This window comes from Rhodopila sp. (genome assembly GCF_965276935.1).
Taxonomy (GTDB): Bacteria; Pseudomonadota; Alphaproteobacteria; order Acetobacterales; family Acetobacteraceae; genus Rhodopila.
Map to the genome: position 1 here is coordinate 625,953 of NZ_CBDIBS010000002.1, position 19,967 is coordinate 645,919.

The 19,967-nt window shown below is 65.4% G+C and carries 19 protein-coding genes; 6 read left to right on the forward strand and 13 right to left on the reverse strand.

The window, feature by feature from the left end; genetic code table 11:
- Positions 1-13: 13 nt before the first annotated feature.
- Both recG and ACQY4S_RS05915 read left to right on the forward strand, forming a co-directional pair.
- The gene (gene recG / locus ACQY4S_RS05910; RefSeq protein ID WP_428484263.1) at positions 14-2,071 is read left to right on the forward strand and encodes an ATP-dependent DNA helicase RecG; all 2,058 of its coding nucleotides are present in this window, start codon (positions 14-16) and stop codon (positions 2,069-2,071) included.
- Positions 2,072-2,355: 284 nt separating this feature from the next.
- Positions 2,356-2,748: a hypothetical protein gene (locus tag ACQY4S_RS05915; protein ID WP_428484264.1), complete on the forward strand. Its 393-nt coding sequence runs from the start codon at positions 2,356-2,358 to the stop codon at positions 2,746-2,748.
- Positions 2,749-2,984: 236 nt separating this feature from the next.
- Here the strand turns inward: ACQY4S_RS05915 and ACQY4S_RS05920 are convergent, their stop codons facing one another.
- Together ACQY4S_RS05920 and pgeF are read right to left on the reverse strand one after the other, a co-directional pair.
- On the reverse strand, positions 2,985-3,884 hold the full coding sequence (locus ACQY4S_RS05920) for a hypothetical protein (protein WP_428484265.1): 900 nt from the start codon (positions 3,882-3,884) through the stop codon (positions 2,985-2,987).
- A gap of 69 nt (positions 3,885-3,953) precedes the next feature.
- On the reverse strand, positions 3,954-4,727 hold the full coding sequence (pgeF, locus tag ACQY4S_RS05925; protein ID WP_428484266.1) for a peptidoglycan editing factor PgeF: 774 nt from the start codon (positions 4,725-4,727) through the stop codon (positions 3,954-3,956).
- Positions 4,728-4,917: 190 nt separating this feature from the next.
- On the opposite strand from pgeF, the gene ACQY4S_RS05930 reads away from it, so the two are divergent.
- Positions 4,918-5,802 carry a 2-dehydro-3-deoxygalactonokinase gene (locus ACQY4S_RS05930; protein ID WP_428484267.1) on the forward strand — a complete coding sequence of 295 codons (885 nt, stop codon included), beginning with the start codon at positions 4,918-4,920 and terminating at the stop codon, positions 5,800-5,802.
- A gap of 13 nt (positions 5,803-5,815) precedes the next feature.
- Here the strand turns inward: ACQY4S_RS05930 and ACQY4S_RS05935 are convergent, their stop codons facing one another.
- The 4 genes from ACQY4S_RS05935 to ACQY4S_RS05950 all read right to left on the reverse strand — a co-directional run bounded on the left by ACQY4S_RS05935 (position 5,816) and on the right by ACQY4S_RS05950 (position 10,148).
- On the reverse strand, positions 5,816-7,159 hold the full coding sequence (locus tag ACQY4S_RS05935) for a class-II fumarase/aspartase family protein (protein WP_428484268.1): 1,344 nt from the start codon (positions 7,157-7,159) through the stop codon (positions 5,816-5,818).
- A 305-nt stretch (positions 7,160-7,464) separates the two neighbouring features.
- Positions 7,465-8,445: a hypothetical protein gene (locus ACQY4S_RS05940; protein WP_428484269.1), complete on the reverse strand. Its 981-nt coding sequence runs from the start codon at positions 8,443-8,445 to the stop codon at positions 7,465-7,467.
- A 328-nt stretch (positions 8,446-8,773) separates the two neighbouring features.
- On the reverse strand, positions 8,774-9,658 hold the full coding sequence (locus ACQY4S_RS05945; protein ID WP_428484270.1) for an NAD(P)H-binding protein: 885 nt from the start codon (positions 9,656-9,658) through the stop codon (positions 8,774-8,776).
- Between the two features lie 253 nt (positions 9,659-9,911).
- Complete coding sequence (locus tag ACQY4S_RS05950; protein ID WP_428484271.1) at positions 9,912-10,148, reverse strand: hypothetical protein; 237 nt, start codon at positions 10,146-10,148, stop codon at positions 9,912-9,914.
- Positions 10,149-10,394: 246 nt separating this feature from the next.
- Here ACQY4S_RS05950 and ACQY4S_RS05955 point away from each other — a divergent pair, with 246 nt between their 5' ends.
- Positions 10,395-10,805 (forward strand): GFA family protein, encoded by a 411-nt coding sequence (locus tag ACQY4S_RS05955; protein WP_428484272.1) that lies wholly within the window; start codon positions 10,395-10,397, stop codon positions 10,803-10,805.
- A 249-nt stretch (positions 10,806-11,054) separates the two neighbouring features.
- On the opposite strand, the gene ACQY4S_RS05960 is transcribed toward ACQY4S_RS05955, so the two are convergent.
- The 7 genes from ACQY4S_RS05960 to ACQY4S_RS05990 form a co-directional block, all read right to left on the reverse strand.
- Complete coding sequence (locus ACQY4S_RS05960; protein WP_428484273.1) at positions 11,055-11,627, reverse strand: Uma2 family endonuclease; 573 nt, start codon at positions 11,625-11,627, stop codon at positions 11,055-11,057.
- A gap of 154 nt (positions 11,628-11,781) precedes the next feature.
- Complete coding sequence (locus ACQY4S_RS05965; protein WP_428484274.1) at positions 11,782-13,989, reverse strand: primosomal protein N'; 2,208 nt, start codon at positions 13,987-13,989, stop codon at positions 11,782-11,784.
- The gene (locus tag ACQY4S_RS05970; RefSeq protein WP_428484275.1) at positions 13,986-14,294 is read right to left on the reverse strand and encodes a hypothetical protein; all 309 of its coding nucleotides are present in this window, start codon (positions 14,292-14,294) and stop codon (positions 13,986-13,988) included. The genes ACQY4S_RS05965 and ACQY4S_RS05970 overlap by 4 nt, the downstream gene beginning before the upstream one ends.
- Positions 14,295-14,302: 8 nt before the next feature.
- Positions 14,303-15,403, reverse strand: coding sequence for a hypothetical protein (locus ACQY4S_RS05975; protein WP_428484276.1), 1,101 nt, complete (start codon positions 15,401-15,403; stop codon positions 14,303-14,305).
- Between the two features lie 132 nt (positions 15,404-15,535).
- Entirely contained in the window at positions 15,536-16,117 is a 582-nt protein-coding gene (locus tag ACQY4S_RS05980) for a hypothetical protein (protein ID WP_428484277.1), read from the reverse strand.
- Between the two features lie 249 nt (positions 16,118-16,366).
- On the reverse strand, positions 16,367-16,627 hold the full coding sequence (locus ACQY4S_RS05985; protein WP_428484278.1) for a helix-turn-helix domain-containing protein: 261 nt from the start codon (positions 16,625-16,627) through the stop codon (positions 16,367-16,369).
- A 57-nt stretch (positions 16,628-16,684) separates the two neighbouring features.
- Positions 16,685-17,233: a response regulator transcription factor gene (locus ACQY4S_RS05990; RefSeq protein WP_428484279.1), complete on the reverse strand. Its 549-nt coding sequence runs from the start codon at positions 17,231-17,233 to the stop codon at positions 16,685-16,687.
- 155 nt (positions 17,234-17,388) lie between these two features.
- On the opposite strand from ACQY4S_RS05990, the gene ACQY4S_RS05995 reads away from it, so the two are divergent.
- Entirely contained in the window at positions 17,389-18,564 is a 1,176-nt protein-coding gene (locus ACQY4S_RS05995) for a mandelate racemase/muconate lactonizing enzyme family protein (RefSeq protein ID WP_428484280.1), read from the forward strand.
- Positions 18,565-18,585: 21 nt separating this feature from the next.
- Positions 18,586-19,632, forward strand: coding sequence for a C-terminal binding protein (locus ACQY4S_RS06000; RefSeq protein ID WP_428484281.1), 1,047 nt, complete (start codon positions 18,586-18,588; stop codon positions 19,630-19,632).
- Positions 19,633-19,967 lie beyond the last annotated feature (335 nt).

A 19,967-nucleotide genomic window follows, 5' to 3' on the forward strand; every position in this document is an offset into this window, starting at 1 on the left:
GACCTGTCAGCCCGTGCCATCCGATCTGCTTGCGCCGCTGTTCGCGCCTTTGACCAGTCTTGCCGGCGTAGGACCGGCCGTGGCGGCGTTGATCGCCCGCGTCGCCGGCGGCGACCGGGTCATCGACCTGCTGTTCCACCTGCCCGAGTCGTATCTCGACCGCAGTGCTCGCCCCACCATCCAGGACGCCAGACCCGGCACCGTCGGCACATTGGCGGTGGAGGTGGTGCGGCATGAGCGGCCGGCGACATCCCGCCAACCCTGGCGGATCATCGTCCGCGACGACACCGGCATCGCCGAACTGGTGTTCTTCAAATTCACCCGGGAAACCCAGATGCCCGCCGGCACCAGGCTGCTGGTGTCCGGCAAGCTGGATGTCTTCAACAAACGGCTGACCATTCCGCATCCCGAGCATATGGTGCCGATTGATCAGGCCGAAAGGATTCCCGTCGTTGAGCCTGTCTGGCCACTGACGGCGGGTTTATGGCCACGCCAGGTCGCATCCGGGATCGCCCAGGCCCTGGCGGCGCTGCCGGAGCTGCCCGAATGGCACGACGCGGCGCTGCTGAAGCGGGAAAAATGGCTGACATTTCACGCAGCGATCCGTGCCGTTCAGATGCCCGATGCGCGTGAACCCGACCGCCGGATGCGGGCTCGGTTGGCGTACGACGAGCTTTTGGCCGGCCAGGTTGCCCAGGCGCTGGTGCGCGGCCGGGTTCGCGGCCGCATCGGCCAGCCCTTGATCGGCGACTCCCATCTGCGGGACGAAGCGCTGCGGCGTTTCGGGTTGCCGCCGACCGCATCGCAGATCCAGGCGCTGACGGAGATCGACGCCGACCTGGCCTCGGGTCGGCGCATGTTGCGGCTGCTGCAAGGCGATGTCGGTTCCGGCAAGACGCTGGTGGCGCTGCTGGCGATGCTGCGCGCGGTGGAGGCCGGCAAGCAGGCCGCGCTGATGGCGCCGACCGAGGTGCTGGCCAAGCAACACCATCGCACCCTGACAAGGCTGTGCCCGCTGCCCGTGGCGCTGCTGACCGGCTCGATCAAGGGCCGCGAGCGCGCCCGCCTGCTGCGCGGCATGAAGGACGGCACCATCAAGATCGTTGTCGGCACCCATGCGTTGTTCCAGGACGCGGTCGAATACCACGACCTGGCACTGGCGGTGATCGATGAGCAGCATCGCTTCGGCGTCAACCAGCGCCTGACCCTGGGTGCCAAGGGCGAGCGGACCGATGTCCTGATCATGACCGCGACACCGATCCCGCGCACCCTGCTGCTGACCCAGTGGGGCGAGATGGATGTCAGCCGCCTGCGCGACAAGCCGCCCGGCCGCCAGCCGATCCGCACCACGCTGCACGCGCTGGCCGGCATGCCGACGATCCTGGACGCCATCGCCCGCAAGCTGGAGGAGGGCGCGCAGGTCTACTGGGTCTGTCCCCTGGTGGCGGAAAGCGAGGCCCTGGACGTCGCCGCCGCGCAAGACCGTTACGTCGACCTGAAGCTTCGCTTCGACGGCCGGGTCGGGCTGGCGCACGGCCAGCAGACGCCGGAGGTCCGCGATGCCGCCCTGGCCGCTTTCGCCGCCGGCAGCATCCGCCTGCTGGTCGCGACCACGGTGGTGGAGGTCGGCGTCGACGTGCCGCAGGCCTCGGTCATGGTCATCGAGCACGCCGAACGCTTCGGCCTGGCGCAATTGCACCAGTTGCGCGGGCGGGTCGGCCGTGGTGCCGATGCCAGCTTCTGCCTGTTGCTGCACGAGGACTGGGTCAACGAGACCGCCCGCCGCCGGCTCACGCTGCTGCGCGACACCGACGACGGCTTCCTGATCGCCGACGAGGATTTTCGCCTGCGCGGCGGCGGCGATGCGTTGGGCACCCGGCAGGCCGGACTACCGGGCTATCGGATGGCTGATGCGGTTGAACACGAGTCGCTGCTGCACATGGCACATCGGGACGCGGCCGTGCTGCTGTCGCGGGACCCTGGGCTGGAGACGCAGCGGGGTCACGCCATTCGCGTCCTGTTGCGGCTGTTCGAGCGAACCGCGGCAATGCGCACGCTGGCGGCCGGATAACCAGCAAAAGCGGTCAACAAGATACATCGAAGCGGATCTGGCGCCTGTGATCGGTCCACATGCCGAAGGCGAAACCTGTTTCGCCTGGAAACGGCGACGTCATTGCTGAAAACGAGAATTTAACGGAATTTTTGCTTGCGAGTCACGGTTTATTGGCATATGCGCTGTGCTTGGAAAAGGGCCATGTAGCGAATCATGGTTGAAGGCCTGTCAACGGCTTACGCATTCCACGGTGTCGTCCAACATGACCGCGTCGGCTGGGATGGGCTACTGTTCAGCGGTGAATGCGAATCGCGGTTATGATAGACAAACGCCACATCCTGGTGGTCGAGGATGATCCTCTGGTTTCAGAGGTCATAGCAGCAGCCCTTGACGACGATTATCATGCGATTGTTGTCGGATCGGCGACAGAGGCGCTGGCACATCTGCGAGATGGTGGTATTCGCCTCATGCTGCTCGACTGCACCTTGCCGGGCGGGTTGGATGACAATCTGATTCCGGAAGCCGACCGCGTCGGCGCATCCGTCATCTTGATGTCGGGCGACCGATCTCGCATCGACAAGCTGGTCGATCGTCCGCGTCCTTTTGTGGTGAAGCCATTCACGCTGATCAGCTTGCTTACGACGGTGGAACAGGTGCTATCGCAGGATATCTCAAGCAGATCCGCGCGGTCATAACGACAATCAGATCGTGCCGGCGCGAACCTACCGGCTACCTGTCCTGATGAAATTTTTGCAAATTACCTTGCACCTTCAACAGCATGCGTTCGACAGGAGCCGCTTCGATCACATGCTCACCAGGTACCCGCCCAATCCGGAAGCTGGGCCAAACAGGCATGCGGGTCACGCAAGACATGATCCGGCGATCAGGCATGAAGTAGCGTTGCGTTTTAGACGTTTGGATCGTGGACTTGCTACCTGGATGATTGCTTTTTCTCGTTCGGATCGTGCCCGGACTGGCGGAGTATGACATCGTTGACCCCGCTCGATGCCTCGGTGGCGACAACAACGGCGACATCCCCCCAAAAGTGGTTCAGCGTTCCTGCCGGGATCTCGTTTAACTGGACAACGCGGCCACGCTCGTCGCCGGAACCGGTCTTGACGATCCACTGGATTTCGACCCGCTCCTGCCGCTTCGGGATCGGCACGACCTTCACCTCCCCGAGCACGACGAAATCGGCATTGGTCGGCGTCGTCAGCACGACGGGGCCAAGTACCGCCAACCGCGCGCGCATCTGCTGCGTCAGGGCCTGATTGCCATCACCCGGCGCGCCGGTGACCTCCGCGACCATGACCCGAGCCGGCCGATTATAGAGACTGTTGGGATCGGCCTTGTTACGAGCCACCTGAATGCTGGTCAACACGGCGCCGATGCGCGGTGCCGCCTCCGCCGCCACCTGCTGCAACAAGGCCGGTCCGGCGGTTGACCATGCCTCCAGCGAAACCGGCTCCCCTTGGGCGCTGCCCTCCTGTTTTCCCCCCGGATCCTCCACGCTGAACATCGGAGTCACGGTGTCTCCATCCCGCTCAGCGCGGGTGACAACGCGCCAGTCCGTGGTTCGCGGTTGACGCACCAGCGCCGGGACCTCGGTGGCCTGCAACGCGACCGCGATCCGGGTAGCCAGATCCTGGCTGGCCGCATCCGGCAGCAGCGTATCAGTGCCCGGCGGCACCGCGAGCAGCGGCGTAAGCGGCTGGGCCAGGCGGCGGGCCGTGGCACCCGGGTTGCCCAGGAACGGCTCGGGCAGGTCACCGCAGGCAGTCAGGGCGAGGCAGACAAACAGGACCGACAGGCCAGAGCGTCGAAAGATCATTCTGCGCTTTCAAGCAGATAGGCGGCAGCACCGATAGGGGAGAAACCTTAGGTCCGGATTACCTGTCGTTCACCCCGGCCGGATCACCGAGATCTGGTGACCGATGGGAGCCGCGATTCCGCCACGCTGCGCCAGCGTCCGCCGGCGGTGACTGAAGAAACGAGCCTCATCGGCCAGCGTGTCGTATCCAGTCACCATGATCGTGCTCACCCCGGCGGCGCGCAGGCGAGCAGCGCAATATTCCGCAAGATCAAATTGCCAATGGCCGAACCGCACGCCGGGGCTGAAGAACATCGCGTCGGAAAGGCATCGCGCGACGACCGCATCGCGCAGGTCGGGTCCGACCTCATACGATGGCTGCGCGATGCAGGGGCCGATAGCGACGGCAATGCGGCCTGAGACACTGCCCAACGCCATCATGGCCGCGACTGTCGCCTCTAATATGCCTGCCACCGCGCCGCGCCAGCCGGCATGGGCGGCGCCAACGATGTTCCGTTCGGCATCGACGAACAGCACCGGCGCACAGTCGGCGGTCACGACACCCAGCGCGATATCCGGCCTTGCGGTGACCATGGCGTCCGCCTTGGGCCGTTGCTCTGGCGTCCATGGCTCGGTCACCGTCACGACGCCGATGCCGTGCACCTGGTTCAGGCCCAGCAGTTGCGACGGCTTCGCCTGGATCACATGCGCGACTCGCGTGCGATTCTCCAGTACCGCCGCCGGGTCGTCCTGACCTGACAGGCTGCAATTCAGGCTCGTGAAAGGTCCGGTCGAGACACCGCCGCGACGGGTGAAAAAACCGTGCGGCACCGTCAGTTTGTCCGCGTTCAGCGCTTCCGCCATAAGGTTGGGCGACTCCAGTCAGAGGTGTTGCAGGCGGTTTGCGCGGTGATCGGCGGTCCGGTCAACGTTGTTAACCTACTTGCGCATACCCCTCCGCGGCGCATTTTTGTTAGGCTCGGCATCGACCGCGGGCGCAAACAATAGAGTGCGTGCGGCACGCTCTCAAACAAGACCTGGGAGGAACAGCGGGATGATCGGCGTTGATTGGGGTAGAAGCAGCTTCCGTGCATTCCGGGTCGCCAAGGACGGCACGATCCGTGACCGACGCAGCGTGCCGCGGGGTGTCCTGAACGTTCCGAATGGCCGTTTTGGTGACACGCTGCGCGACGAGATTGGCCCATGGCTGGCAGCCGGTGAGGCGCATGTGCTGCTGTCCGGCATGATCGGCGGCCGTCAGGGCTGGAAAGAAGCCCCCTATGTTCCCTGCCCCGCCGGTCCCGCGGAACTCGCCGCCGGCCTGGTGGATATCGGCTTCGACTGGGCGCAGGTGAAAGTCGTGCCGGGGCTGTCCGGCGTGGACGACTCCGGCGTCGCCGAGGTGATGCGCGGTGAAGAGTCGCAGGTCATCGGCGTCCAGGCGCTGCTGCGGGCAGGCGGCCTCGCCTGTGTGCCAGGTACCCGCTCCAAGTGGGTGCGGGTGCGGGACGGCCGGATCACCGGCTTTACCACCCACATGACCGGCGAAATCTTCGCTGCCCTGCGCGGCCATACCATTCTGGGCCGCATGATGCGCGACGGGCCGACCGGCGGCGTCCCGTTCGAGGCGGGCCTCGCCCGGTCAGCCGAACCCGGCGGCCTGCTGCACCATCTGTTCGGCGTTCGTGCGCTGACCCTGGCCGATCGGCTCAAGGAGGCCGAGGCGCCGGCGTACCTGTCCGGCATCCTGATCGGGCACGAAGTCCGCTCGGCCGTGGCCCAGGCATCGGATTCGGTCGTGCAGGTCATCGGCCTGCCGGACATGACTGCGCTCTATGCCAGGGCGATCACAGGCTGCGGCGGCTATGCGGAGCGCCATGACGGCGAGGCGACGGCACGGGGTCTGGCGCTCATCGCCGACCACGCGCGCTGGATGTGAGACATCCGTGGCTTTATCCGGCCGCCGCCACGACGCGATCGATGAACGCCTTGGCGCTGCCCAGGTAGTTGGCGGGGTCGATCATCCGCTCGATCGCCGAGCGGTCAAGGCGGGACGAGACGGCCTTGTCGCGTGCCAGCGCATCGGCCAGCGGAATGACCTCGGCCAGCGCCACATCGCAGGCGTGCTTGACCACATGATGCGCCTCGTTGCGGCCCAGCACCGGGGCGAGGCCCATCATCACGGCCTCGGAGACGATCAGTCCGTGCGTGATGTCCAGGTTGGCGCGCATCCGGGCGGCATTCACGACCAGGCCCTCGGCGATGGCGCGGGTGTGCAGCAGCGCGCCATGCGTCAGCACGAAGGCTTGCGGCAGGACCAGCGCCTCGGTCTGCCACGGGCCGGTTGCCCGCTCGTGGTCCTGCGCCATCGCCCCCAGCATCACCGGCACCAGGCCCTGTGCGGCGCGTGCGGCGGCCAGGATGTACTCGGACGCGATCGGGTTGCGCTTCTGTGGCATGGTGGAGGATGCGCCGCGGCCGGTGACATAGGGTTCGGCGACCTCATTCACCTCGGTCTGCGCCAGCAGGATGATGTCGGTGGCGATCTTGGCCAGGCTGCCGCAGACCAGGCCGAGGAAGCCGACCGCCTCAGTCAGTCCGTCACGGCAGACGTGCCAGGGAGCCAGCGGCGCACCTAGCTTAAGCTCCGCGGCCAGCGCCTGCATCACCGCGATCCCGTTGCTGTCCAGGGAAGCCAGGGTGCCGGCGGCACCGGCGAACTCCACCACCTCGACACGGACGCGGAGCTGCTTCAGACGCTCGAGGTGAGCGATGAACGGCATCGCCCAGATGGCGCATTTCAGGCCGAAGGTGACCGGCAGCGCCTGCTGCAGATGGGTGCGGCCGGCCATCACCGTGTCGCGGTAGCGGTCCGCCTGTCCAGCCAGCGCCGTCAGGATGCCCCGAAGCTCGGCTTCGATCAGGTCCAGCCCGTCGCGCACCTGCAGGACCGTGGCGGTGTCCATGATGTCCTGCGTCGTGGCGCCCCAGTGGGTCCAGCCGCCAGCGGGGCCGGCGGCTTCCGACAGGCCAGCGACCAGGCCGACAACCGGATAGCCGACGTTGCGGGCGCTGGCCGCGAGATCTTCGGTGCGAAGATTCTCGACGTGGGCGGCGGCGATGATCGCGTCGGCCGCGTCGGCGGGGATGATGCCCAGGCGGCCCTGGACGCGGGCGAGCGCGGCCTCGACATCGAGCATGCGCTGAAAGTAGGCGGTCTCATTGAACACCGCCCGCATCGCGTCGCTGCCGTAGAGCGTGCCGAGGATCGGGCTGTCGGCGGGGTTGACGGGCATGGTTGGCGCTCCTGGCCGGCGGTGATGGTGGGGTGGTTAAGCCAGAATCGGTTGATCGAGGCAATCCGGTCTGTCGGGTTGGTGAGGACCATGCACCTGAATGCAAACCGGACGCCGCCACCCGACGTAATCAGGCGCCCGCACGGCTTGCTTGAAACCGATGCAGCCGCTCAGGTTCCATCTCGAACGTGACTGTCATGTTACAACCCGCCACTACGGCTCTTGAAGTGCCGCGCACCTTCGCTCCGACTGAACGGACGTCAGCCATTTGATGGAGAATGACGTCCCGCGTCGAGTACCGGCGGCTAGGTGGAACGCCCCAATGTGGTGCTGCTCAACAAGCCGGCCTTGTATGCTGTGCCGGCGCTCGGCGGCTGTGCGGCCAGCGAGCCGGCGGCGCCGGTCAGGCTGGCGATCCAGCTTTGGTTGTCGGCACGCTCCGCCGGCGTCTGGCCGGCAAGATCGGCCTGCAACTCGGCCGCAACGTCGGTCATCGCGCTGGCCCACATCAGGCGTCGCTGCACTTCACTGGCGGCCTGAGTGTTCGCCGAGGCGGCCGGTTGGATGTCCATCCGGTTTCCGGCAGTGGTGGCCGCGGCTGGCCTGGGTTCCGCGGCCTTGGCCGCGATGGCCTCGGCGGCGACTGTCTCGGTTGCCGGTGGTTGCGGCTGGATGGATGAGGCTGGACAGGTCGCGGCAGTTTGGCTGCGGGCTGCCGACGCGTTCTCCGGCTGGGCGATGCCGGCTCGGGCAGCGGCAATCTGCTGTCGCGCCGCGTCGATGGCAGCCTGGTATTCGGCCTCCATCGCTGGCTGATCGACGACATCAGGCTGCGGCCAGGCAGCGGTCCCAGCCTGTTCCGGCATCGTCATCGGATCCGAGTCGCCGAACATTCTGCCGCCGCGGGCGTGACGATCCTTCTCCAGCGCCTGATTGTTCTGCTGCGCGGAGCGGTTCAGGCCGTTGGCGCAGCCGCGCAGCCGCTGCTTCATCGACAGTGAAGTGGCGTCGCCCGCGGACAGGCGCAGATTGTCCATCGCCCCCAGGCCGAAGCCGACGATCTGCATGATCTTCATGAGATCAGCCTCGGTGTCGAGGCCGTAGGACATCAAGGTTGCCGTCGCGAGGGCGCGTGCGGCGCCGGGATCGTCAATGCCACCGGCCATCACCAGCGGAACCAGGAAGCCGGTTGCCATGTCCATCAGGCTGCGGGCTGGCTGGTTGCCGCCACGCCGGGGCGGTGCAGCCGGGTCATCGGCTTGGACGGTGCAGGCGGGTTGGGTCACGGCGAGGTAGTCCCGGATTTGATGCCAGGATTTTCTACCTTTGGTTGCAGCCGAAGTCAAGAAATAAGTCCCAAGCCCTGTCCGCCGAGGGGAAATCCTGCGCGGGACAGGCGGTTCCGACCCCAAACCGGTTTTTCACAGCCGCGGCTCGACCAGCCGGAATTAATCGAAAGCGGATTGGCGGTTTCAGGGATACATCGCACCGCAGCCGACATTGAGTCGGTCGATCGCTCTGCCGGCTACCGACTCAAGCGCGACGTTCAAATCATATCACTTACTGCTCCGAAGCAGTCGTTCGGATGTGCATCACCGCAATTGCGACGCGGCGTTACTTTTCAGCGGCTGTTGTCAGCGCCTGTTCACACCATTGCCGGAACGTCGTTGGCGTGGTGGCATCCGCCGTGCGCGGCTGGGCGTTGTCCAGGCCTTCGTTCTTAGCCCTCATCATGTCGACAAAGCCCCGCACGAAGGAAGCAGACATGCCGCGATCGCCAAGCTGCGCCTCGAAGGCGTTGAACGGCACTTGCTGGTATCGTATGGGCGTACCCAACACCTCGGTCATGATCGCGGCCATGTCATTGAACGACAAGTCCTCGGGGCCGAGCAGGGGCACGTCGGCTTGGTTGCTCCAGGATCGGTCAGACAGCAACCGGGCGGCGACAGCGCCGATGTCGCGGGTGGCGATCTGCGGCATCGACCGATCAGCGTCGATCGGTCCGAAAAATGTCCCCTTCTCCAGGATTGACTGGCGCTGCATCAGCATGTTGTCCATGAACGCGGGCGCGGCGAGACTTCGAAGGGCGACGCCCATCGCGGCGATCAGCTCGTCCATGCGCTGCGATACGCTCGCCAGACCGGCGTGCTCCGCCCACCGCGTGCCCCCAGCGAGCGCCTTGACGTCGACGACGCGCGCCACACCGTGACGCCTGATCGCCTCGCAGGCGGGGCGGGTGAAGTCGAGATAGGCCGCCTCCACGCTCTTGGTCTTCGGATCGGGCGGCACGAGCCAGAACAGCGCGTCGGCGCCCGCCAGTGCTTCGTCCACCACGGACGCGTCGCCGTGCGAGCCCCGCACCACCTGAACGCGGTCGCGGATCGCGCCCGGCAGGTGGGACGGATCGCGCGCGATCACCCGAATGGGCTCTTCGTGATCGAGGCAATGCCGGACGACGTGGCGGCCGATCTGTCCGGTGGGCGTGGTGATGACGATCATCCGAGGTTTCTCCAAGGTGGTGTATGCCGATATTCCATCGCCTGCGCGTCGGAAAAAACCGGTAGCAGTTGAGCAGCGTCGCCCTCATCTCATGACGCAGGCCCAGTCGCGAGGACTTAAGCGATTTCCCCATACACAGCATCCGACAAGGCCATGATACGCTTCCACCGCACGATTGCCACGGCGCGCCGAGGTCGTCCATTCGGCTTCAAGGCGGCTGAGACAACCCTGTTGGCATCGATCACATAGATGCTCAGGTCCGATGCTCCGCGTTGTAGTCCGTCAGTTCGGCTTCGATCGCAGCCTCGGTCAAACCGATTTCGCGTGCCTGGGCGGCCGAGTGCTCGACGAGTGCAATCAACGGATCATTAGCACGTGGCCGGACCAGCCGATCAACGAGGCGGCCGACAGTCTCAAGACGCCGCGCGTCGGACAAGGCCGCGGCGGTAGCCGCATCGACGACGATCTCGATCCTTGACACCTCATTCATGGTTTGGCTTCGATCACACCTTGCAGCCCAGCAGACGCCGGCCGGAAGATCATCCTGCCATTTGGCGCCTGATAAGAGTTACGGCAAGTCTCTACGCGGGATGCCACAGGGCATCGGCGCCAGACAGCTGCCATCGATGCGGCTTGAAATCGCCGATCCGATCCTTGAGCATTTTCCAATGCGGCATGCCAGTTCCCGCCGCGGCTACGGTCGTGCTTGCCGGTGACATTCAAACAGGAGGACCTCATGCTAGCAGGTGGATGCTTCTGCGGAAGAATACGCTACGAAGCTGATGCGCAGCCGTTTCACGAGACAATCTGCCACTGCTCCTTCTGCCGGCGGATTGTTGGTGCCGCGTCGGTCGCCTGGTTCAGCGTGCCACGATCAGCGTTGCGCTTCGTGTCGGCTGCACCGGCGAACTTTCGCTCAAGTGCGAAGGTCGTGCGGAGGTTCTGCGGTCATTGCGGAACGGCGTTGACGTTCGAGGACGAGGACCATCCGGACGAAGTCGATGTGACGATCTGCAGCCTGGATGACCCCGAAAGCGTGCCTCCAAAGGATCATACGCAAGGCGCGAACAAGCTGCGTTGGTTGTCGTCGTGTGATGCTTTGCCGGTCTATCCGGAACGGCGTCCAGGCAAGCGGGCGACGGCGTAAGTTCGCGGTCCATCCATGGCAGACAGTGCATGCGGCTCTGAGCACTTACGTCGACAGGCCACGCGAGCGCGAAACTACACCGGGGCGGCTGCCGTCACGATCGCCTCGATGTGAAGCTTGGCATGGTCGTGAGTAGGCGCCAAGGCACGTGACAGTGGTGTTAATGTGCAGGGTCATGGTGTCAAGTAGGGGCGCCGCGCCATCTGGCCCGATCGTCATGACGAGAGACGTTGATTGGATCAGCGGTTTTCAGGCGCCCTTCAGACCGAGTCCCTGGTAAATTTCCGCCAGTGTCAACACCAATCCAAGGTCAGGCAGTTCTACTGCATCCTCGGGTCGCCGCAGCTCAGATGGGCGCAACGAAATTCCTCCACCCTCGGCACGTGAATAGACGAACACCATGTATTCCGTCTGCGCGATCAAGATGTAATGGCGAATGCTTATTGTCGCGTCGTAGTCGCGCAGTTTGATCAACAGGTCGGGTTTGCGGGTCGATTCCGACCATATCTCGAACACCGCGGTTGGTGCGGCGGCCGTCAGCGCGTTCCCGTCATAGGGGCCGCAGTCGATCGTCATATCGGGATAGCGGCCGGTGCCGGCGGCCGTTTCAACAATCACATCAGGCCCAAGCGGCTCACATCCGGACCCTTGCAGACGTTCGGTGGCGCGGACCAGCAGGTTCCGCTGAATGCGGTCGTGCGCGCGGGTTCCCCCCGCCATCATGACGGCGACGCCATCGACAAATTCATTCCGCCGCTCCTGGGACTGTTCCCACAGCAGGAACTCGGCGAACGTCTTGGGCTGTACGCTTGCACTTGCCATCGCAACGCTTTCTTCGTTTCGCGAGCGTCATCGGTCCAAGCGAACTTCTAGACCCGCGTCCGCACAAGCCAATCTTTCGGTTCACATCGTTTCGGCTATTTGCTAACAAATGCCGTCCGGACGCTGGTAGCAGAGCTTGGCGATGTAAAGAAATCTACAAGAACGAGATCGGGTCCACATCCACATCCACCCGCCCACCCCGAGGCACCTTCACCGCCGCCAGCCATTGTCGCAGGATCGGCTGCACCGCGACGTCCCGCCGCACCTTCAGCAGCAATCGCCGCCGGTGGCGTCCGCGCAGCAGCGCCATCGGCGCCGGCGCCGGACCTAGCACCGCGATCCCCTCGGCACGCGGCGCCGCGCGTCCCAGATCACGCGCCAGCGTATCCGCCATCAGAGCAGTGTCGGCACTGACGATCAGCGCCGCCAGGCGTCCATACGGCGGCCATTCGCCGTCGCGCCGGCTGTCCGCCTCGCTGGCCATGAACGCATCGAGGTCGCCCAGCAGCAGCGCCTGCATGACCGAGTGCTCCGGCACGAAGGTCTGCAGCATCACCCGTCCCGGCGCCTCCGCCCGTCCGGCTCGGCCCGCCACCTGGTGCAGCAACTGCACCGTCCGCTCCGATGCCCGTAGCTCTCCCCCCGCCAGACCCAGATCGGCGTCGACCACACCGACGAACGTCAGATGCGGGAAATGCCAGCCCTTCGCCACAAGCTGGGTGCCGATGATCAGGTCGACCATCCGATCCTCGATCGCGTGCGCCGCCTCGGTGGCCGCATGTGGGCCGTTGATCGTGTCGCTCGCCATGATCAGCCGGCGCGCTTCGGGGAAGACCAGCGCCGCTTCCTCGGTGATGCGCTCGATGCCGGGGCCGACTGGCGTCAGGCTGTCCTTCACGCCGCAGGCCGGACAGTCCGGCGGGATCGGAATGGTGTGCCCGCAATGGTGGCACAGCAGTTGATGCCGGACGCGGTGCTCCACCAGCCAGGCCGAACAGTTCGGGCACTGCATCCGGTGCCCGCAGGCTCGGCACAGGGTCAACGGCGCGTAGCCGCGGCGATTGAGGAACAGCATCGCCTGCTCCCCCCGCGCCAATGTCGCCCGCACCGCCTCGATCACCGGCGGTGCCAGGAACCGCCCGCGTTCCGGCGGCGCTTCCCGCAGATCGACCAGTTCCACCTTCGGCAGAGTGGCACCGCCGTGCCGGCTGGACAGGCGCAGATGCGCATAGCGCCCGGCCTCGACATTCGCCACCGTCTCCAGGCTGGGCGTGGCGGAGACCAGGACCGCCGCGCAGGATGACAGCCGAGCGCGCACGATCGCCATGTCGCGGGCGTTGTAGATGACACCGTCCTGCTGCTTGAAGGCGGCCTCGTGCTCCTCGTCCACCACCACCAGCCCGAGGTCGGGGAACGGCAGGAACAACGCCGAACGGGCGCCGACGATAACCGGTGCGTTGCCCTCCGCCACCGCCTTGCGGGTGATTTTCCGGATGCGCGGCCCCAGGTCGGAGTGCCATACCGCCGGTGCGACGCCAAAGCGACGCTGGAACCGCTCGATCCACTGCGACGACAAGGCGATCTCCGGCAGCATGACCAGCGCCTGGCGGCCGGCGCGCAAGCAGGCGGCAACGGCTTCCAAATAGACTTCGGTCTTGCCCGAGCCGGTGACGCCGTCCAGCAAGGTGACCGAGAAATGCCGGCCAGACACCGCATCCCGCAATGCGCCGGCGACTGTCGCTTGCTCATCGGACAGTGCCGAACCGGGGTGATCCGGATCAGGCGGCTGGAACGGCACGGTACGCGGCACCGCTTCCACCGTCAGCAGGCCGGCACTGGCCATGCCACGCAGCACCGCGATGCCGACCTTTGCCTCCCTGGCCAAATCCGCCGCTGGCAGCGGCTCTCGCTGGGACAGCACATCCAGCACACGCTGACGTGAGGGATTCAGGCGGACCGCCGGCGGCGGATCAGCGCGCCGATAAGCCATCACCGGCCGCTCGCCCGTGGCGACGACCCGCAGCGCCATCGCCAGCACGTCGCCAGGCGGAGTCACGGTATAGGCGGCAATCCAGTCGATGAACCGGCGCAGCGATGCGCCGATCGGCGGCGTGTTGATGATGCCGACCACCGGCTTCAGCTTGTGCGCCGGCACTTCGTCGGTTTCCGCTGGCGCATCCCAGACCACGCCGACTTCCTCGCGCCGGTTCAGGGGAACCAGAACGACGTCGCCAGGCCGTGGGTCGAGGTCCGCCGGAACGCGATAGTCGAACGGCCCGGGAAACGGGTACGGCAACAGCACCGGAACCCGACGCTGTCGCGCATCCGGCTCCAGAAGCTCGGCCTGCTGGATCGACATCATTCTATGCGGCCGGCATGGCGGCGGTACGCCACTGTCCGGGCAGCCTTGGAACGGAGTGTTGGCATGACGTTCTCATCTCCACCACCGATGTGGTGGACATAGCGGCGTTCGCCAACAGTGTAGGCTGGGCGGCGGCACCACCGACGGTCGCTGGCGGATAAGACCGAGCGAAAGCTTATCCAGGTCATCGCGAATTTGATGGCCATGCGCGGATCGGTCGGCGCCGAGGTCGCCGCCACCGGCCACGGCCAGGCCGTAGCCAAGGCGCGCGTGCCGTCGACGACATGGCGGACCAGCCAGGCCATGGCCGATCTCACCGCGGGCGAGGGGGCACTCGGTCCGTATCGATTTCCTGGTAATTCCAGAAACTATCCAGGGCGATGCGCAGCCGGTTTGGCTTGGGCGTCAGGCGGACGCCATCCGAGCGGCTGACCGAAGTGTGCGGCGCCAGCACCAGGCGCCAGAAATCCGGCGTCAGGACACGATCGTCGATGGCCGCATGCTGATCGGTGGCCAGCGTATCGCCGCGCCACGCCAGCCTGACCGGCCGCGGCGCCAGCGTGTAATCCCGCTTGCCAAAGTAGGCGGCTTCATGCGCCGCACTGGAATTGACCGTCAGCACGGCGGTCACCATCGGCAGCGAGAGCAGCCGATACAGATTATCGCTGGTTACGCCGATGAGGTTGCGGGCGACACCAGCCGCGACCACCAGCAGACCATGCTCCTGCTCCTGCGGATGCGGCTTGAGCAGGATGGCGCGATGCGAATGGCAGATCGCGGTGATCCGATCGACGTGGTCCATCGCATCGAAGAACCGGCCGGCGACGATTTGCGTCGCATCCATCGGCCGCTGGCCGAGCACCAGAAGCGTGTCGTCGGGAAGCGGCGAGTCGGTGATCATCTGGCACATCGCCTCACGCAGGCCGGCGGTCGCGATGACCTCGGCTTCCGCCACCGCCACGTCCAGCAGGGCGGCTTGCGTTTCAGGTTCGGAAGCGCGCACGGCGAACAGCAGGTCGTCGAGGAAGCGCACCGGGTGGATGCGCAGGTCGATGTAGGGGATCGCTTCGGCGTCAAGGACCGCTATCAGGCCGGGTGGCAGTTCATAACCGATGCAGAACTGCTGGCGCAGGCGCGGCAGGACGTGGCGATTGAACGAAGCATGGTCCGCCAGGCGATGGTAGCTGGCGGCCCAGTGCAGGGCGGCGTGCTCGAATGGACGTTCGGCCATCAGAGCCGCCGCCAGTTCCGGCAGGTGGCGCGTGCTGAGTACGGAAACCGGCAGGCCGCAGGCGAGCGCGACCTGACGCTTGACCGCGTTGAACAACCAGATCGTCGGGCGGTCGACGCCACCGGGACTGCCACGTCCGTCCGGACGCAGCAGATCGCCGATGACAGTTAGGCCCTGCAGCATCGACGCCGACGCGAGGCTGACGGCTTGGTGGCGGCGAAGCGCCGGCGCCGGACACCTACGGTCATGCCGGGCGAACCGAGCTATGGACGGCGGCCGCCGGCGCTATCGTGGGCATCCGCGCCGTGCACGGGATCAGGCAAGACCAAGCTGGGTCGGCTGCACGGTCTGGCCGCCGGTGCTGGAATACGCCTGATAGGCCGCGAACCCGCTCGTCGACGTGCTGCTGAAGGGCGCTGACGCCGACGATGAACCGGCGGATGAAGCGTTGCCGCTGGAACTGGTTTCGCCGGTCAGGTCGTTCAGCAGATTGGTCGCATCGGTTTCCAGATTGCCGCCGCCAGTTTCGTCGCCGCCGATTTCATGGTGGTGGTGATGGTGCGGCTGTGTCTGGCTGGCGCTGGACGTGGAAGTCGTGCTGGAACCGGAAGTCGGATCGGTCGCGCTGGCGCTGGCCGGTGTCGCCGACCCCTGTGCCGCCGTCGGACTTGACGTCAGACCACCGCTGCCCTGCATCTGCACGAGGAATGCCTGAAGATCGCTGGTCAGTTGCTGGAACAACGCCGCCGTGCCGGTCGCGCTGGAGCTGCCGCCTGATCCGGGTTGGACGGATGTGGTCAGGCTGGAAAGATCGGCGGCAAGCGGGTTGGCCGAGATGCTGGTCAGCGGGGTGTTGTTCGCAACCGGAGTGGTATGGGTAACGCTCGAAATTGACACGTGATTTTCTCCGTCTATGGCCGATCGAGAGGGGCCTTGTCACAGTCAGTATTCGAATCGGTAGGACGAAATGGTTAACAATTGGTAAATGCCCAAAGCGACAGGCATATTTTTTCGCGGCACTTCCCGAGGCAAGCGTTGGTCGCCGGAGGTCGGCATGGTGCGGGAGCAGCCGGCCAGCATGGACTTGCGCGGCTGCGACGCTGACTACAGTCCGTGCCAGGATGACGCAGCCGATCGCCTCGATCGTCACTCGCCGGACGAGGCCGTGGTCAGCCGCACGCCGCGGCCGCCGGTGGCACTGGGTGCGCCGTCGTCGATCAACTCGATGCCCGCACCGGTCAGCGCGCCGACCAGCTTCATCAGGGAGTCCACATTGCCACGGATCACGCCATAGCTGGCTTCCATGCGCTGAATGGTGGGAAGAGAAAGGCCGGACAGCTCCGCCAAGGCGCGCTGATCCAGCCCCAGCAGCGCGCGCGCGGCACGCATCTGGCCAGCGGTTATCATGTTCCGAGCATCAGTCATCCACTACCGGCTTGGAAACTGACGTAGCCTACATCATTGTCAAGTGCTGCGAATCAGGGGAATTCTGACCGTTTTGCTGCGGACGATTGTCATCACCGCCTTGTTCCGGGACAAGCCGGAGTCGCTGCCAAACTTCCATTCCAGCGTCGCCGGCCGGCCCCACGCCGTCTCCGACAGGCCGAAGCCCTTGGGGCGCGTGGTCAGCAGCGGATTATCCGGCGGCAGATGCGGCGAGATGGTGTCCAGCAGATCGTTGAACGCGTATGGCTTGCCCAGCGTCGCGGTCGCGCCGGCCGCGCCAGCGGCAGCCTGGATTTTCGGCGAGAGGTCGCGTGCCGTCAAGACGATCGGCGTGTCCCGGTAGCCCGGCTGGCGGCGGATACGGGCACAGGCGTCATAGCCGCTGAGGCGTGACAGACCGGCATCCAGCACGACCAGACTGGCAACGGTGCGCGTGGCGAAATCCTCGGCTTCCGGGCCATTGGCCGGAAGCAGGACAGCGAAGGTCAACTGGGAGAATTCCACCCGCAGGACGTTGCGGATCAATGGGTCGGGCTCGACGATGATGATGGTGGGAGGGGCTGACATGCTGGCGCAAGGTGCGGCGAAAAGGTTGCCAGAGGGTTAACGCTTCCGCTGCCGGGTTAACGCGCCCGCTGGCAAACTTGCCCCGATCCATCCGGCGTGCTTGGAATTGCCCCGCGACGTGATAGTGCGATCATCATGTCGCGGGAGAGGAAACCATGAAGATCACCCAGATCGACACGCTTCAGGCCGATGCCGGCTGGCGCATGTTCTCGTTCCTGAAGGTCACCACCGACGACGGCATCATCGGCTGGTCCGAGTTCAACGAAAGCTTTGGCAGCACCGGTCTGTCGGACGTGATCCGCGGGCTGTCGCCGGCGCTGATCGGCCGCGATCCGCGGCGGTTCGAGCAGGTGACGCAGCACCTGCACGTGCTGACCCGCCAGTCCAGGGGCGGGCTGAACCAGCAGGCGATCGCCGCCATCGAGAACGCGCTGCTCGACGTGACCGGCAAGGCCTATGGGGTTCCGGTCTACGCCCTGTTCGGCGGCCCGCTTCGGGAACGCATTCCGGTCTACTGGTCGCATTTCGGCACCTATCGCGTGCGCAGCGCCGCGCTGATGGGCGTGCCGCCGCTGCATACCTACGACGACCTTGGCCGCCATGCGCGGGAGGTCCGCGACCGCGGCTTCCGTGCGTTGAAGACCAACATCCTGCCAGTGGTGGACGGGCGGCTGGCTTCCTACAGTCCGGGTTTCGGCCGCACCACCGGCTGGCCGGAACTGAACTGGGACAACCGGCTGACCGCCGGCCTGGCCGAGCAGCTTGCCATCATCCGCGAGGCGGTTGGGCCGGAGATGGGAATTCACCTCGATCTCAACTTCAACTTCAAGACCGAGGGCTTCAAGCGCCTCGCCGAGGCGGTGGCGCCGTTCAACCTGACCTGGCTGGAGATCGATACGCACGATGCGCCGGCCCTGGCGGAGATCAAGCGCCACGCTCCTTGCCCCATCGCATCATGCGAGACGCTGCACGGACGGCGCGAGTTCAAGCCGTTCCTGGAGCATTACGCGACCGACGTGGCGATCGTCGACGTGATCTGGAACGGACTGGTGGAATCGGCGAAGATCGCCGCCATGGCGGACGTGCACGAGATCAACGTCGCGCCGCATAACTTCTATGGGCATCTGTGCAGCGCCATCAGCGCGCATTTCAGCGCCATCGTGCCGAATTTCCGGGTGATGGAACTCGACATCGACAGCGCGCCGTGGCGCGACGAGTTCTATACGGTTGTTCCGACCATCGAGGATGGCGAATTCATCCTGCCCTCCGGGCCCGGCTGGGGGATCGACGTGAACGAGAAGGCCGTCAGGGCCCGCCCGCCGCAACACTGAAACGTTTCAAGGAGAAAGCAGTTGGCAAAATTCAAGATCGCGACCCCGGCCGGGGCCAGCTTCACCACCGCCGGCGGCGGCTACGAATACGAGATGGAGCCGCTGGACGGGATGGACGCCGAGATCGTCGAGGGCCCGACCGACGAGGACGGGTTCATCAGGTTCGCCCAGGACGCCGATGCGATCTATGGCAAGGGGATGCGGTTCACCAGGAAGATCATCGATGGGCTGCCGGAGCAATGCCGAGCCATCGCGCTGGGCAGCGTCGGCGTGGACAGTGTGGACGTCGTTGCCGCGACGGCGCGCGGCCTGCCGGTGACCAACTGTCCGCATACATTCATCGAGGAAGTCGCCGACCACGCCATGGCGCTGCTGCTGTCCAGCTTCCGCCGGGTGATCGAGCAGGACCGCATGGTGCGCGAGGGCCGCTGGCGGGAAGGCCGGCCGGCGCTGCTGCAAATTCCTCGGATGATGGGGCAGACGCTAGGGCTGATCGCGTTCGGCCATGTCGCGCGGGCGGTGGCGAAACGGGCCAAACCGTTCGGGTTGCGGGTGATCGCCTATGACCCGTTCATCCAGGAACTGCTGATGGTCGAGCACGGCGTGATCCCCGCCACGCTGGAGGAGGTTCTTACCCAGTCCGACTTCATCTCGATGCACGCGCCGGCGACGCCGGAGGCGGAGGGGATGCTGATGGAAAAGCATTTCCGGCAGATGAAGAAGACGGCGATCTTCATCAACACCGGACGCGGCCCGACGGTGCAGGAGTCGGCGCTGATCAAGGCGCTGCAGGAGGGCTGGATCGCCCATGCCGGGCTGGACGTGCTGGAGATTGAGCCGCCGGGGAACAACAATCCGATCCTGGGGATGCCGAACGTGACACTCAGCGCGCACACGGCATCTGCCTCCGCGCGGTTCGATCCGGCGCGCAAGCTGCATGTCGGGCGGGAGCTGGCGCTGATCCTGAATGGCCGGTGGCCGATGAGCTGTGTCAATCCGGCGGTGCTGATGAGCAGCAAGCTGCGGCGGTGGCAGCCGATCTCGATGGAGCGTGGGCCGAACAGCTAGGCTGGTTCGTGTTGATGGGTGCGGCACGCATTGCAAGCAAGTGCCGCATTACCTCTGTTTCGCTGAAAAACGTCATATGAATTGCCTTAGTTACTTATATACTTATGGTCTGCGGCGACTTTTCGGGGTCGGCCGTCACGCTTGCCGTTCGCGCGCGAAGCCGCGATCTTGGCGACGCTCCGCGTATGGCCGCCGGCACCGCCAAGCTGTGCCGCCATCCAGCGTTTTGAGCCAAGCACGCTCTCCGGATTTTGGCTCCGCAATAAAGACAAGTTTGCTCTGGGCCAAGTTGCGCAGCGTCTCGGAATGGATACGTTTGTGCGCGTGATTACGGG